The sequence below is a fragment of the Pontibacter cellulosilyticus genome (genome assembly GCF_014306105.1).
Classification (GTDB): Bacteria; Bacteroidota; Bacteroidia; order Cytophagales; family Hymenobacteraceae; genus Pontibacter; species Pontibacter cellulosilyticus.
In genome coordinates this window covers 72,226-88,942 of sequence record NZ_JACRVF010000003.1, presented here as the reverse complement: position 1 = coordinate 88,942, position 16,717 = coordinate 72,226, and the positions used below count along the sequence as shown (strand labels likewise).

Annotated in this window: 5 protein-coding genes; all 5 read right to left on the bottom strand. The window is 49.3% G+C overall.

The genetic code is table 11. The features are described from left to right. Position 1 precedes the first annotated feature (1 nt). The gene (locus H8S84_RS11220; RefSeq protein WP_187067440.1) at positions 2-3,190 is read right to left on the bottom strand and encodes an Ig-like domain-containing protein; all 3,189 of its coding nucleotides are present in this window, start codon (positions 3,188-3,190) and stop codon (positions 2-4) included. A gap of 296 nt (positions 3,191-3,486) precedes the next feature. Then, entirely contained in the window at positions 3,487-3,897 is a 411-nt protein-coding gene (locus tag H8S84_RS11215; RefSeq protein ID WP_187067439.1) for a DUF2721 domain-containing protein, read from the bottom strand. Between the two features lie 22 nt (positions 3,898-3,919). Next, complete coding sequence (locus H8S84_RS11210; RefSeq protein ID WP_187067438.1) at positions 3,920-4,459, bottom strand: hypothetical protein; 540 nt, start codon at positions 4,457-4,459, stop codon at positions 3,920-3,922. Between the two features lie 180 nt (positions 4,460-4,639). Beyond that, positions 4,640-5,638, bottom strand: coding sequence for a PorP/SprF family type IX secretion system membrane protein (locus tag H8S84_RS11205; RefSeq protein ID WP_187067437.1), 999 nt, complete (start codon positions 5,636-5,638; stop codon positions 4,640-4,642). Between the two features lie 9 nt (positions 5,639-5,647). Continuing rightward, entirely contained in the window at positions 5,648-16,537 is a 10,890-nt protein-coding gene (locus H8S84_RS11200) for a gliding motility-associated C-terminal domain-containing protein (protein WP_187067436.1), read from the bottom strand. Positions 16,538-16,717: the final 180 nt, after the last annotated feature.

Here is a 16,717-nt window from a genome sequence, read left to right as displayed (position 1 = left end):
GTTACTTTATCAGGGTTATACTTCCTGAGATCGGTTCTTCCTCCATTCCCAGATCAATAACATAGTAGTAAGCAGCCATAGGCAGAGGTTTACCGTTGTGCATGCCGTTCCATGGCTCCTGGTAACCTTTGGAATCGTAGATCAGGTTGCCCCAGCGAGTAAACACTTTTACTTTACAGTTGGGGTAATATTCTATGTTCCGGATATGCCAGGTATCATTCACGTTGTCGCCGTTTAGGGTAATGGCGTTGGTGGGTTCTATGCGAGGCAGCACAGTAATAGTTACTTCATCAGTAGACACGCAGCCATACTCCGATGTTACGGTTACTTTATAAGTTGTCGTTTCCCGGGGGCTGGCCACGGGGGTTGCTATGTTCGGATCTGATAAACCAGCTGCCGGAGACCATGAAAATTTAGTGCCGCCTGTTGCTCTCAGTTCGGTTTGCTTGCCCTGAATAATGGTCTTGTCCTTGCCGGCATCAGCAGCGGGAGGCGCTACCGTGGCTGTTACCTTTACTCTTGGGGAGCAGGCACAACCGTTGCTGTTAACCGTTTGCACATAATAGTCCTTACTTGCAGCCAGTGCAGGTGTTGTGTAAGAGCTGCCTGTGTGTAGTAGATCACCGCCTGTTGGCTGGTCGTACCACTCCAGTTTATAGCTCGAAACAGGTGTGCTTGCCGTAATTGTTGCGGTCTCGTTAGGGCATACAGTGGCGCCTCTGGCAAGCGGAATATCAGGTAGCGGATCTACAGTAGCAAGTATAACATTGCTAATGCTCTCGCAGGGTGCCGACCCTACGACTCTCCGGAACCAGGTCTTTTGTGTTAAAGGTCCTGAGGTATACGTCGCGCCGGTGTTGTTGCCTGGAGCAGTGGCAAACCCTGCGGTAGCACTGGTGGTGCTGTACTCCCAGCGATAGGTATAAGTGCCGGTGCCGCCCTTTGGCTGATTGCCTGCCAGTGGTTTAGTTGTTTTGTCATAGCAGACCAGTTGGCTTTCGCTAATGATGTTCTCTGTAACTACTGGCACAACTGTAATCTTTACAGCCTGGCTTGGTACAGCAGGACAGGGGTCAGAAATAGCCACTCTTCTGTACCAGGTTGTTTGGGTGAGGGCGCCAGGCTGATATTGCGGCTGATTATTTGTTCCGGGGGCAGGTTTAAAGCCGCTGCTCTCACTCTCGTGGCTGTACTCCCAGCGATAAGTATAAGTGCCGTTTCCGCCGCTTGGGTTCTGGCCTGTAAGTATGGCAGGTGCAGTGTTGGTACAAATAGTCTGAGCTCCCGACACTACGTTGTTACTGATCAATTCATTAACTGTGACCTTGACTGCCTCGCTTATACTTTCGGTGCAAAGGCCGGAGGTAACTTTTCTTCTGTACCAGGTTGTTTGCGTAAGTGCCGGAGGGCTGTAGTGCTGTGCGTTGTTTGCTCCCGGTGCAGGGGTAAAGCTGTTGCTTGCGCCGGCGGTACTCATCTCCCAGGTATAAACATAAGGCGCGTTGCCTCCCGCCGGTAAACTGCCGGTTAGCCTGATGGGGGATTCGCCAGTACAGATGGTTTGGCCTGCAGATGCCGTATTGTTTGTGATGTTGTATTGCTTTGTCTTTATCTCGACTATCTCTGTTCTGGTAACATTGTTGCCGCAGGTAGGAGACACCACCTTAAACTCGATCTGGTAACTGGGTTGTTTTATAGTTTCGCAGGTTATCTGCCAGGTAAAAGGAGAAGTAATCGTGCCAACGCCAGTTCTGGAATCAAACGTTATACCCTGAGAGCTCAGATCAAAGCCCTTGCCCTGTGCTGAGATGATTACCTCTTCGTTATCAGGGTCGCGTCCGGTTACATCAAACGTTAGCACATCACCGGCATCTACTGTATACACTGTTTTGTTTGTGGAAAAGCTAAGCCCCGGTGGTTTGTCTGGCATCGGTTCCACCACCATACTTAGGCGCAGGGTATCAGTTTTGGGCAAGCCACATCCATTGTCGCCATTGTCACTCACGATCAGGTCAAGCAGGTAAGTTTGTCCTTTAGTGTCAAAGCACCTGTCCAGGCACAGCGACGCTTCCAGTACTTTTTCTCCGCCTGCCGTGTTCACCATGCCGGTTGTTACGCCTTTAAAGCTGAAGTAGTTATTGTTAAAGTTAACTGGCTTTGTTGTTAGCCGTAGCGTCTCGTCTTTATCGGGATCTGTAAAGTATACTTTAATGCAGCGTGAGCTTGTGGGAGTGATGCGGATCAGTTCTCCCTCTTTATAGGTTTTAGCCGCGCCATCTGTGATAGCCGATACAATAGGATCTTCATTCTTTCGGCAGGCCTTCACCAGCAATTGAAAGTCACGTCGTACTTCTCCGATCTTTACTCCGTTTCTGTACTCCTGGCAGCGTACGCCAAACACAAATAAACCTGTATGGGCTGGTTTCACGGTTAGCCTGCCGGTCTTTTCATCAATCGTAACTGCCGGGTCACCTTGTATCTGCTGGTCTTTAGAGTATCCGGACAGCCAACTTATTTCCTGGTAGGGGCCGCTGGTTGGGGGCGGAATAATGCTGGTGGGGGAGCTGTTTCCGTTTAGGGGAGTAACCAGGTCATAAACCAGTTGGTCTCCGTCGGCATCGGTGCTCCCGAAGTTATAGTAAAACAATTCGTCAACACAGGCATAGTCGTTAGGTGGCGGCGAAAGCTTTGGAGAGGAGTTTCTGAAAGCGTTGCCGTTTTTTACTACTGCCGGAAACTCCATGTAAAATGTGGTACCGGCAGAACCCGGCTCTGATATGTTTGTAACGGTGTTGTTACGGCAGCAGCGTTCCCATACAGCATAGTATCCGGCAGCGTTGGTGTAAATAGCTGGGTCCAGGAAAACATCTTCATAGTATAGCATCACCGTTGTTTTAATATCGCTGGTGGTACAGCCTACGTTGGTGTAGTTCATCGCAGACTCTGACCTGAAGGGTAGCCTTATGCTGGTGATAAAACTATTAGTCCCTTTCTCAAAAATATTGACATTTACGGCCATGTCTCTTGCTCCGGGACTGCCGTTTACCTGGTCGAAGTATAAATTAAAGAACAGCCTATAGTTGTTATCGGAAATATGGCGTAGCTCAAACTCCCCACCAACTATGTGAGTGGCAGACGCTGTGAAGCACAAAAAGAAAGGTAATAACAGCAGTAAAAAACGTTTTGCCATTTTATTGCAGCTAAGTATAAGCTAACACCACCCCGAGATAAGAGCAGAGGTTTACCCGAAAATTTTCTTATACTGCTTTGGCTGTTTTAAGATGCTATTTTTATAACTATTATTCTTAAAATTTATACTTTATTGTGTGGGTTTAGAGGGGAAGTATAGGCTGAGGATAATCAGCCAAGTATAAAATGGTACTGTTTATGCTGCTCTAAAATAAATTTAACTAAGCTCTCAGTTAGATTGAAAAGTCTTTCTCTTAAGATGTTTGCAGTGGAGATATGCCGATGAAGAAAGAAACGCTACCTGCTTCTTTCCTCGTTTTCCTCCTCCAGGTCGTCGAGTTCCAGCTGAAGGGCGTTTACAGAAATCTGGATCTCGCGCAGGGCAAGTGCCAGCGAGAACATGAGCAAAACCATACTTAAACCGAACAGGTATTTACCAGCGGTGCTGTAGCCGGCAAAAAGTATAAACATACAGGCTACGCAGCCAAAAATGCTGCTGATGCCAAAGGCCTGCATGTTACGGATAAGTATAAGCCGTGTGCGCAGGTTCTTGATTTGACCGTACACCAAGTGGCTGTGTGTAGAGGCGTAGCGTTGTTTAAGGCTGCGGATAAGGTTTGCCAGCGCAATAAAGCGGTTGGTGTATGCTAGCAACAAAAGCGATATGGCAGGAAACAAAAGGGCTGGGGTGGTCAGCGTAATTTCCATACTTCTCTTGTCTGGGTTGGCGTTAAAGGTTCTTTAGAAATTCCTCGTCTAGTGGCTCGTTATCATCATCATCGCCGTGATCTTTCGCATCCCAGTCTACTTCAGGCAGCAGCTCAAGTCCTTCAAAAATCAGCTCGTCCAGTTCCTCTTTGCTGGCTGCATCCAGGGTGCGCTCAAACATGCCAAGTATATATTCACGCTGCTCGTTCACAAATATTTCGTGGTACAGGTGGTCAAATTTACCGATCTGCTTCTGAACGATCTTGTCAATCTCACGCGTGTTCTTAGCCTTTAGCGCACTGTCTAAAACCTCAAGTGCCTCATGGCTCTTTTCATTTTCGGACAACCGGATAAAAGCTTTTACAAAGGCAATGGCCACACCTAAACGCAGGCGCTCAAACCTGAAGTTTAACTCCTCGGTTGGCTTGCCTCCTTTTACCTGAGCGTCTCTGTAAGCTCTTTCAAACTGCTGGTAAGCATTGGCTGCGCCTTCTTCATAAACTGCAGGCTTGTCTGTATCAAAAGCCAACTCTAACAGCATTTCAAAGCTTTTAGCACTCATAGGTTTATACTTTATCTGATGTTGATGCTGCAAAGGTAATGGTTTATACTTTCTAACACTATTAACAGTTGGCGAGTATAAAAAGCAAAAGCCGGAGCATCTGCCCCGGCCTCTGTACTAGCTTTCATAATTGGTAATAGGAACTAGGGTAAAGGTAATGTCATAAGTATAAGTTAGGGTTTACCACATAAACTGCGGGCAAATTACTTTTCTGCGGTTGTTCAGCTTTATTCCCAGCACCACTTCGTGCGTGCCCACCGTTGCCTGCTTTAAATTGGATGTAGCCATTTCGTAAGCGTAGCTCAGGTCCAGCAGGTAATTCAGGTTAACACCGGCCATGGCAGCCCAGGAATCTGTGTGGCGATACGTTACGCCGCCCCATACTTGCTGGTTGTACAGCGCACGCAGGTTCACGTCTATGGCCGGGGCAGAGGTGGTGGTGGCTTTCACCATTACCGAAGGTACCAGCGCCAGATCCTCGCTTGGCTGGAAACGCAGACCGGCAGTCGTATAAAAGTGCGGTTGCAAACTCAGGTTAGGTTCATCGCCCTGAATATCTGACCCGCTCTTTACCAGTTGTGCCCCCGAAATACCGATGTAAAAGTCCGGCGTATACAACCACATTCCCAGGCCCAGGTCCAGCTTTGTGGAGTTAAGCTTCGCGGTGGTTGTCAGGTAAGGATCATTCGGATCATTCGGGTTTGCCTCTACTGTATTTACACTGTACTGCGTTAAGCCTGCCGAAATACCACTTGATAGGGTAAAGTAATTCGTCAGTGGCAGATGGTAGGAATAGCTTCCGTTCAGGGTAGAGGCTTTCAATAGTCCGGCCTTGTCTACTTGAATAACAGCACCCACACCGTGGTGCGGCATGGTTTTTTTGTAGCTGCTTCTTTTCGAAAAGCCGTAGGTGTTTGGTTTCCTGGCCTTCGGCGAACCACTGCTCTGCTTGCCTAGCGGTGCATGTATCGTAGTATAAAACGTTTGTGGCGCTCCCTCTATGCCTACCCACTGGCTGCGGAAGCTGCTGCGCAGGTCGGCATAGCTTTCTATGCCGCCTACTGCAGGGTTTGTAAGGTAATTATTAAGCACATACTGTGTGTGCTGCGGTTTCTGTTGCGCCAGCGTTTGTCCAACTGCGGCGATAACAACCAAGGCTATTGCTAAAACTCTTTTCATCTCTGGCGATTATTTTACAATTGTTACACTTCCTGAAATTGGTGCAGACGTGGCGTCTAACTTGATGATGTAGTAATAAGCTCCCACTGGCAGCGCATTACCGTTCTTGGTGCCATTCCATGCCTCCGGATATCCTTTGGACTGGAACACCTGCTCACCCCAGCGGGTGTAGATCTCAACCGTGGCGTTAGGGTAGTTCTCGATGCCTTTGATGTCAAACTTATCGTTGTACCCGTCGGCGTTTGGCGTAATCACGTTGGTGATGATGATTTTTGGAAGCACCGTTACCGTTACCTGCTTTGTAACCACGCAGCCTTCGCGGGTAGTTACCTCCACCACATAAGTAGTAGTTTTGGCAGGCTTGGCTACCGGAGTAGAGATGTTCGGATCAGACAAACCTTCAGCCGGTGACCACTTGTAGGCAGCACCGCCTGTTGCACTTAACTGCACTGTTTTGCCTTCGATAATGGTCAGGTCATCAGACACTGTTACCTGCGGACCTACAACATCTACTTTTGCCACCTGGCGCTTGCTCACACAACCGCTGCTGCTAACTGCCTGCACCCAGAAGGATGTGGTTGAGTTAAGTACTGGCGTAGTATAAGCGTTGCCAACAAATACCAGTGTACCACCCTGAGCTGCATCATACCACTCTACTGTTAAGCCGGCCATTGCAGTAGCTGTAAGCGTGGTGCTCACGCCTGGGCAAATGGCAGCAGAAGTTACAGTAGGAGCAGTAGGAGAGAACACAACCTCAATCTTGATTGGTGTGCTTATACTTTCGGTACAAGGTCCTCCTGCTTTTACTTTTCTTCTGAACCAGGTTGTTTTCGTAAAGTCCTCAGTTGGTGCGTAGCCCTGGCCTGTTGCGCCGGAGATGTCTGTAAAGTTTGCACCATCTGCACTGCGCTGCCACTGGTAAGTATAAGCTCCGGAGCCACCGTCAGGCTGTGAGCCAAACAAGGCTGCGGCTTTGCTGCCGGTACATACTGTCTGGCTGCTGCTGATCGTGTTGTTCGTGATTGGCTGGTCTACCAGTACCTGAACCGCACGACGTGTGCTGCTGATGCATCCGTTGCCGTTTGTAGCCTCCACATAATAAGTAGTATTGGCAGAAAGGGCAGGTGTTACAAAGGAGATTCCCGAAGCCAATGCACTTCCGCCAGAGGCAACATTGTACCAACGGTACGTGATGTTCTCGGCTGTAGAAGACGGGTTAAGCACCTTCAGGGTAGCAGAGGTTCCTACACATACGCGCTGGTTGTCTGCAACTGGTGTGGCCGGTAGAGGGATCACTGTCACTTTCACGGCATTGCTCACTGTTTCGCTGCAAGGCCCTGCGGCACGTGCTACTCTTCTGAACCAGGTATCTGTAGTTAATACTCCCGGTGCATAATCCTGAGCGTAGGCTCCTACTATACTTACAAAGTTCACACCGTCTGTGCTGTTTTCCCACTGGTAAGTGATAGTTGCAGTGGTGCCACCGTTAGGCATCGAGCCGCTCAGGCGAGCAGGTGTTGTTGCGCTGCAGATTGTCTGGCTGGCGCTGATGGTGTTGTTTGTAAGTGGAGTCGTGATGTTTACAGTTACTACTTCTACATCGCTGGCGCAGGCCGGTGTGGTAGTAGTGTTTGCCACCACATGGAACGTTGCTTTAGATGATAGCGGAACTGTAGTATAAGTAGTACCGGTGTGCAGGAACGTGCCATTTACATCGTACCACTTGTACACCATAGCGCCATCCGGTGCTGTAATGCTTAGTGTAGCGCTGGCGCCTGCACAAACCGTAGCATCATTTACTACCGGTGTGCCTGGCTTGCCGGTTACGCGTACATCCACCTGCTTTCTGGTAGCGCTGGCGCATCCTGCTGTGTTCACCGCCTCTACGAAGTATGATTTGCCGGAGTACAACGCATCTGTAGAAGTATAAGAGATGCCAGAGCCAATCAGGTTAGTACCGGCTGCATCGTTATACCAGCGGTATTCCAATGTAGGATCTGGGTTCTTCACGAACAGGGTTACTCGTTCGCCGGCACAGATGGCTGCATTCTCTACCGCTGGCGTGCCTGGTAGCTGCGATACGCTTACTACCACTGCTTTACGGGTAGGGCTGGCGCAACCTGTTGCTGTCATGGCCTCTACATAGTATGTAGCGCTGGCAGTTAATCCGCTTACAGCATACTTGTTTCCTGTTGCCAATAGCTTGCCTGCACTGTCGAACCATCTGTATGTAAGATTAACATCCGGCTGGTTCACGCTTAGCTCTACTAATTGTCCGGCACAAATTGCCTTGTTGGAGGCAAGCGGCTCTGCTGGCAACTGCGTTACAGAAACATTTACGGCTTCTCTCGGGCTTACACAACCTGCTGCATTTACAGCCTCTACAAAGTATGTTCTGTCAGATGTAAGTGCTCCTGTTTCCAGTGTAGGCTGTGCTGAAAGCGGTGTGCCTCCTGTCGCAGCGCTGTACCATCTGTAGGTCAGGGCTGCGTCTGGTTGCTTCACGCTTAGAGTAGCTGCACCTCCGGCACAAACAAACGCGTCATCAGCCTCAGGCATTGTTGGTAGTGCCGTTACAGACACATTTACCATCTTACGCTGGCTGGCGCAGGCCTGAGCAGTGTTTGTATAAGCCTCTACAAAGTATACCGTATTGGCTGTAAGATTCTGCGTTGTGAACGACGAGCTGTTGGCTACCAAAGCGCCACTTGCATCGAACCAGCGGTAATTCAGTTTTGTATCCGGGTTTGTAACGCTAAGTGTTGTGTTTCCACCGGCACATACCATCTTGTCTGCGGCCTGAGGCGTGGCAGGAAGTGGTGTTACATAAATTGTTACTGCTTTGCGAGGGCTGATACAACCATTCGCGTTCATCGCCTCTACATAGTATGTTTTGTCTGCTGTCAGGCCATCAACTGCAAAAGACTCTCCGGTAGCGATGCTGTTACCACCTGTTGCTGTTTCAAACCATCGGTAAGTATAAGTAGACTCCACAGAGCTTACGCGCAGGTTAGCCTGCGCACCGGCGCAGATCGTTACGTTGCTGGCTGCTGGCGTAAGTGGCAGGGCAATGGTCGTTACCTTTACCACGTTGCTGTAATGCGCAGCACAGGTGCTTCCTTCTACTGTTACTTTTCTTCTGAACCAGGTTGTCACGTTAAGGGCAGTCGGTTGGTAATCTCTGCCGGTGGCGTTGGTTATACTTGTAAAGTTAGTGCCGTCTTCGCTGCTCTCCCACTGAAACTGGATGTTGCCATTCGTGTTACCCGGCTGGCTTCCTCCTAATCTGCTTGGTGTTCCGCTGCTGCAAATGGTCTGGTCTGCAGAGATGCTGTTGTTCGTGATCTGCTGCGTAACCGATACTGTTACGACTGCACGCGCAGGGTTTACACATCCCGAAGCAGTAGATGCCACTACATAATAAATAGCATCGTTGGTTAGGGTTGCTGTCGTTAGGGTAGTGCCTGTAGCAAGTAAGGTTTCGTTGTCATCGTACCACTTATACACTGCCGAAGGCGAGGCGTTTTTAACAAACAAGGTGGTGCTGCCGCCGGTGCAAATCGTTGTGTTATCTACAACCGGAGTAGCTGGCAGGGTTGTCACGTTTACATTTACCGCCTCCCGCGGGCTAACGCAGGCAGGTGAAGTTTGAGTAACTGCCTCTACATAGAAAGTAGTGCTTGCCGTCTGTGCATCTGTTGTATAAGAGATGCCTGTTGCCAATGGTGCTCCTGTTCTGTCGTACCAGCGATACACTACTGTGCCGTCTGGTGATGCAACGGCCATTGTTACGCGCTCTCCATAGCATACTGTGTAGTCTGGCACAGATGGCTGTGCAGGCTGCGGTGTAACAGTAATTGCTACCGCTCTGCGTGCCGGGCTGGCACAGCCGTTTGCCGATACTGCCTCCAGGTAATATGTTCTGTTAGAAGTAAGGGTGCCAGTTGTAAATGAAGTGCCGTTAGCTACCGGTGCTCCGCCTGTTGCTACTGTGTACCAGTTGTAGGTAATACCCGGCTCCACCGTTTTAACAGAAAGCGTTGCTGTTGTAGCTGCACATATTGTTACATCATCGGCAGTAGGCACGGCAGGCAGCGCTGTTACATTTACTGCAACTGCTTTGCGGCTGCTCACACAAGCCGAAGCGCCTCCTGTAACTGCTTCTACATAATAAGTAGCGTTAGCAGAAAGGGCAGGAGTAGTGAACGAGGTGCCTGTGGCAACCAGTGTTCCGCCGCTGTTGTACCATCTGTAAGTATAGCTTAGCATCGGAGCAGTAACAGCAAGCGTAGCTGTCTGGCCGGCGCATATTGTTTTGTCTGTAGCTTCTGGCGTTTCAGGAGTAGCTGTTACCGTTACCGTGATGGCTTTTCTCGGGCTGGTGCAGCCAGTGCCGCTTACGGCCTCTACATAATAGGTAGCCGTGTTCTCCAGTGCAACGGTAGTATAACTGTCGCCAGTTGCCAGGCTGCTTCCACCAGATGCCGAAGTATACCAGCGGTAAATGAAGGCTGCGTTAGGAGAGGCAACGCTCAATGTTGCAGTGGCTCCCTGGCAAACAGTAGCATTGTTCGCTGCTGGCATAGCCGGTAGTGGAGATACTATTACCTGTACAACATTACTGATTTGCTCCGGACATGAACTGGCTGCTTTTACTTTTCTGCGGAACCAAGTAGTGGTTGTTAAGCTGCCAGGAGTGTAGTTTTGTGCTGTAGCGCTGGCAATGGCAGTAAAGTTGGTACCGTCCTCGCTGCGCTCCCACTGGAAAGTATAACCGCCTCCGCCACCAGTTGGCACAGAGCCTGCAAGTGCAGTAGGTGTAGTGCCACTGCAGATAGTCTGGTTAGCTGTAATGCTGTTATTGCTGATGCCAGGAGTTACTGTTACAGTTACCGTTCGGCGCGACGGGCTGGTGCAGACAGTAGCTGTATTGCTTACTGCTTCCAGGTAATATGTAGCGCTGTTGATAAGTGTATTTGTAGTATAAGATAATCCTGTGCCAACCAGTGTGCTGCCGGCGTACCAGCGGTAGGTCAGGCTAGGGCTTGGATTCTTTACCCAAAGTGTTGCGGCATCGCCTGCACAAATTGTTGCATTGTCAGCCTCCGGAGTTGCCGGAAGTGGCGTAACGTCTACCGTAACCGTTGCTCTTGACGCACTGGCACAACCATTGGCTGTAACTGCTTCTAAGTAATATGTCGTGGTCTGGTCAAGAGATCCGATGGTGTAGGTGTTGCCTGTGGCAAGCAATGTTCCGCCGGCAGCCTCAGTATACCATCTGTAAGTGAGGGCAGGGTCTGCGTCTGTTACGGTAAGTTCGGCCGGAGCACCTGCACAAATAGCCAGGTTATCAGCAGCCGGCGTGGCAGGCAACGGTGTCACCGTCACTGCAACCGCCGTACGCGTGCTCACACAACCTGTAGCAGAAACAGCTTCCACATAATAGGTGCTGGCAGATGTTAAAGCAGGTGTAGTGTATGTAGTGCCAGTTCTGATCGGTGTTCCGCCTGTTGCAGCAGTATACCATTTGTAAACAAGCGCTGCATCTGGTGTCTGAACTGCCAGTTCGGCTGTTGATCCGGCACAGGCTGTAACACCTGGTGCTGTTGGTGCCGTTGGCTGCGGATTCACTGTAACTACTACTGTCTTTCTAGGGCTGGTGCAAACCGGGTTGGTGGTGTTGGATGCCTCTAGGAAGTAAGTAGTGCTCGCGTTCAGGAAATCAGTTGTGTAGGTAGTTCCGGTTGCCAGTAGTGTGCCATTCGAAGCAAACCATCTGTATGTCAGACCTGGATCCGGAGACGCTACGGTAAGTGTGGTTCTCTCACCGGCACAGATCGCTTTGTCACTGGCCTGTGGCATTTCTGGCAGCGGACGTACGGTAACAGCTATTGGTCTTCTGCTGCTCACGCAACCAGCAGTGTTGGTTGCTTCTACATAAAAGGTGGTATTTGCTGTAACAGTGCCCGTCGCAAAAGAGGTGCCGCTTGCCAGTGGGCTTCCGCCTGTAGCTGCTGCATACCATTTGTAAGTTAAAGATGCATCAGGCGATGACACATTAAGTGTGGCGCTCTCTCCGTAGCAAACCGTAGCCGCATTGGCATTTGGTGTTGCAGGAAGCGAAGAAACAGTAACTTTTACAGCGTTACTGGTGTGTTCAGGGCAAGTACTGTTTCCTTTAACTTTTCTTCTGTACCAGGTAGAAATTGTTAAAGCTCCCGGAGTGTAATCCTGATTTGTAGCGCCGGCTATACTTGTAAAGGTCACGCCATCTTCGCTGCGCTCCCACTGGTAAGTATAACTGCCTCCACCGCCAGCTGGCAATGCGCCGGAAATTTGGGCAGGCGTAATGCCGCTACAAATGCTCTGGTCAGCTGTAATGCTGTTGTTACTGATACCAGGAGTTACCGTTACGGTTACCGCTTTGCGCGATGGGCTTACACAGGCTGTGGCTGTGTTTGTAACGGCTTCCAGGTAATAAGTAGCGCTGCTTGTAAGGGTATTAGTAGTGTAAGATACTCCGGTAGCCAACAGCGAAGTACCGTCGTACCAGCGGTAAGTCATACCCGGGTTAGGGTTGATAACCCAAAGCGTGGTTCTATCGCCGGCACAGATAGTTACATTTTCTGCATCCGGAGTAGCCGGTAAAGATGTAACGCTTACTGTTACGGCTGCTCTTGACGGGCTAACACAACCGCCTGACGTAACTGCTTCCAGGTAGTATGTTGTTGTGGCGCTTACAGAGCTTATGGTGTAGTTGGTGCCGGTTGCAAGCAGTGTGCCACCTGCAGCTGCTGTATACCATCTGTAAGTATAGCCTGGATCAGCATTTCTGACATTTAATTCTGCCGGTGCTCCTTCGCAAACAGCAACATTGTCTGCAGCAGGTGTGGCTGGCAGTGGAGTAACATTAACAACAGCCTCTACTCTTGAGCTGGCGCAACCTGTTCCAGAAACTGCTTCCACGTAATAAGTGCTGCCCGAAGTAAGGGTAGGTGTAGTATAAGTGGTGCCGGTAGCAACTGGTGTACCTCCTGTAGCTACAGTATACCATCTGTAAGTCAAAGTAGCATCCGGAGACTGAACAGCCAGCGCTGCTGTAGCGCCTGCGCAGGTAGTTGCGTCCGGTACAATCGGTGCTGTTGGCTGAGGGTTTACGGTTACAACTACTGTTTTGCGTGGGCTTGTACATACAGGATTGGTCGTGTTAGACGCCTCCAAATAGTATGTTGTGCTCGCACTCAGGAAATCTGTGTTGTACGTGGTCCCTGTGGCTAATAGTGTTCCGTTCGTATTATACCATCTGTAAGTCAGTGTCGGATCCGGAGATGTAACAGACAGGGTAGTTTTCTGGCCGGCGCAAATTGTTTTGTCGCTGGCAAGTGGCATGTCTGGTAATGGCCTTACCGACACAAGGATGGCTTTTCTGGAACTCACGCAGCCTGTGCCGCTGGTAGCGTCAACATAATAGGTGGTGTTGGCAGCTACAGCACTGGTTGTAAACGTAACGCCTGTAGCCAATGCGCTTCCTCCTGTTGCAGCAGTATACCACTTGTAAGTTAAAGACGCATCCGGAGAAAGTATGGCTAGTGTAGCATTCTCACCAGCACATACCGTTACATTGTTAGCAGCTGGTGTAGCCGGAAGTGGCGCCACTGTTACTTTAACCGGCGAGCTCACATGCTCAGGGCAGGTGCTGTTGCCTTTTACTTTTCTTCTGTACCAGGTGGTGATCGTAAGTGCTCCCGGTGCATAGTCTTGGTTAACGGCGCCTGCAATGTTTGTAAAGTTAACGCCATCCTCACTGCGCTCCCACTGGTAAGTATAATCTCCGCCGCCTCCGTTTGGCAATGTGCCGGGCAGTCTTGCCGGTGTGCTTCCACTACAAATAGTCTGGGTGCCACTTACCGTATTGTTAGATATTGTTGGTATTACAGTAACAGTAACCATTCTGCGCGATGGGCTGGCGCAGGCAGTAGTAGTATTCGAAACAGCTTCTACAAAGTATGAGGTGCTGCTTGTAAGTACATCGGTAGTATAAGAGATGCCGGTAGTAAGCAAATTGCTTCCGTCGTACCACTTATAAGTAACTGTAGGGTCTGGGTTGTTGATGAACAAGGTTGCCATATCGCCGGCGCAAATAGTTGCATTGCCTGCCTCAGGTATGGCTGGTAGGGGCGTAACATCTATGTAAACAGCTCTTCTGCTTGGGCTCGTGCAGCCTTGAGCAGTTTCAGCCTCTACATATACCGTTGTGCTGGCTGATAACGCACCTGTAGTATAGCTTGTGCCGGTAGCTAATAATGTGCCGTTTGCAGGTGCACTGTACCATTTGTAATTCAGGGTTGCATCAGGGCCAAGCACTGTTAAGGTTGCAGTGCTTCCTGCGCATATAGCTGTGTTATCGGCCTGCGGTGTGTTTGGCAGTGGCGTCACATTTACTGTCACCTGGCGGCGGGTTGGGTTCACACAGCCTTCCGCCGAAACAGCCTCTACATAGTAAGTTCTGCTGGATGTAAGTGTCTCAGTAGTATAAGTTGTTCCTATTCTGAAAGGCGTCCCTGCTGTTGCCACCAAATACCACTTGTAGGTAACATTTGCATCTGGAGAAACAACGCTGAGGGTCGTACTGGTATTGGTACAGATGGTAGTGCTGTTTACAACAGGTACTGTAGGTAAAGGGTTAACTGTAACTCTGATAATATTACTTTCTTCTTCAGGGCAAGGGCCTGAGCCTCTAACTTTTCTGCGATACCAAGTGGTGGTTGTTAAAGCGCCAGGTGCATAATCCTTTCCAGTGCCTGACGTGAGGGCTGTGAAGAAAGTACCATCCTCGCTGCGCTCCCATTGGTAAGTGTAACCTCCGCTACCGCCCACTGGCAATGAGCCTGTCAAGCTTACTGGAGTAGCACCGTTACAAATCTGCTGTTCTCCTGAGATAGTATTGTTAGTGATCGGTGCAGAGATGGTAACTTCCACGGATGTTCTGGAGCTGGCGCATCCTGGCGATGCTTTTGTTACGGCCTCTACATGATAAGTAGCATTGGCGCTTAACGGAGGTGTAGTATAGCTGGTGCCGCTTGCAACAAGGGTGTTGCTCTCATCAAACCAGCGGTAAAATAGGTTAGGGTCAGTTACTTTAACAACCAGTGTAGCACTGCTGCCCTGGCACACAAGTGCAGGGTCTACAACCGGTTTCTGCGGTAATGGTAACACTGTAACATCAACAGGGCTGCGCGTTGTAATACAGCCATCGGCAGTTAAAGCATCTACATAGTATGTTTTGCCAGATGTTAAGGCCACTGTAGTATAAGAGGTGCCTGTACCAAGTATAGGACTTCCGGCAGCTACATCGTACCAGCGGTAAGTGAAGCCCTCTTCGGGGTTAGTGATAACAAGTGTTGCCTGCGTGCCTGTACAAATAGACGGAGGCACAATGTTTATGGAAACAGGAAGTGGTGTAACTGTTATTTTTACAGCGTTACTGATGATCTCAGGGCATGGGCTGGATGTTCTTACCTTTCTGCGGTACCAGGTAGTAGTTTGCAGCGCCGGCGGAGCATAATCAGGTGCATTAGCGCCTGGTATATCAGTAAAGAAAGTACCATCTTCGCTTCGCTGCCACTGGTAAATGTAACCTCCTACGCCGCTAGAGCTGCCTCCTCCGCTAGGAATAGAGCCTATCAGCTTAGAAGGAGTGCCACCGCTACAAATTGCCTGTCCGGCAGTAATACTGTTGTTAGTTACAGCCTGCGTTACAATTACTTTTACTTCGGTTCGTGTAGTATTAAAGCAATTGGTGGCCGAAGTAGTAGATGCTTCCACCCAATAAGATCTGTCTGCAGTAAGAGTTGGTGTTACATAGCTTGTACCCGAACCAACCACTGTTGTAGATGTAGCAGATGCGTACCACCTGTAAACCACAGATGCATCAGGATTTTCCACCCTTAAGGTTGCCTGGTTACCCGAGCATATACTTACATTGCTTGCAACAGGTGTGGCAGGCGGGGTATTAACTGTAATCTTTACAACGTTCGACTCCACTGCGCAACCATCCCGGTAGGCTACTCTTTTAAACCAGGTAGTTTGGTTCAGGGCAGGAGACTGGTAATCTTTATCGCGACCAGTGGCGATAGGGGTGAAGTCTGTTAATGAGTTAGTTGTGCTATGGTACCATTGGTAGGTTATAGAGCCTGCTGTTGGTGCAGCACCGGTAAGCATGGCAGGAATTACGCCAGCGCATATTTCCTGATCGCTTCCAATGCTTTGCGCGCCACCTACAATGGAAGAGGCAAAGGCTGTAGCTTCAGTTCTGGTTGCGCTAACGCAGCCGCTTTGTGTAACGGCCTCTACATATAGTGTAACATTTGCGCTGAGGTTGCCGGTAGTGTATGATGTTCCCCATACTACTGGCGTGCCGCCTGTTGGTGTGGTATACCACCTGTAAATTAACTCATCCCTGGCGTCCTGCACCCAAAGAGTAGCTTTACTGCCCTGGCAGGCATACACATCCTCCACAAGCGGAGCATCAGGTAAGCCCTCAACTACTATGCTTTGAGTTGCTACTTCGGACACATTGCCGCAGGTGCTGGTAGCAGTAACAGTAACGGTATAGGTTCCTGCATTCGGAAAGTTAATAATAGGGTTTGCAACTGTTGCGGTTACTATCCCATTAACTTTCCAGGAATATGAATTTATAGTCCCGCCGTTTGCTGTATATGTCGGCTTATGATTTATACTGTTGGTACTAAACTCAACAGTGGTTGGTCCACAGTACTGCACACTGGATTTACCAGCTGGAAAAGAAACGGACGGTGCTACACATTGGGCAACTGCCTGTGGCATCGCTATCCCAATAAAAAATGCAGCAAAAAAGATAAAGGGTAAAAGTATTCTCATAAGCACGTTGTTTTCAACAAAATCTGATGCCGGAAAAAAGGTATTAAGAAAAAATAAAGTTCAAATCAGCTGTTAAAAATTTTTATTAAAGTATATAACTATTCAAAGAGTTAAATTGTGAGTTTAGACTTTGATTGTTAAAGTTATAATTAAAATAAGCTTTGTATATTTTTGGATAAT

Excerpts from the sequence above, each read along its gene's own strand:
- H8S84_RS11215 (WP_187067439.1), bottom strand. The coding sequence starts at position 3,897 with ATGGAAATTACGCTGACCACCCCAGCCCTTTTGTTTCCTGCCATATCG.
- H8S84_RS11200 (WP_187067436.1), bottom strand. The coding sequence starts at position 16,537 with ATGAGAATACTTTTACCCTTTATCTTTTTTGCTGCATTTTTTATTGGG.
- H8S84_RS11220 (WP_187067440.1), bottom strand. The coding sequence starts at position 3,190 with ATGGCAAAACGTTTTTTACTGCTGTTATTACCTTTCTTTTTGTGCTTC.
- H8S84_RS11210 (WP_187067438.1), bottom strand. The coding sequence starts at position 4,459 with ATGAGTGCTAAAAGCTTTGAAATGCTGTTAGAGTTGGCTTTTGATACA.
- H8S84_RS11205 (WP_187067437.1), bottom strand. The coding sequence starts at position 5,638 with ATGAAAAGAGTTTTAGCAATAGCCTTGGTTGTTATCGCCGCAGTTGGA.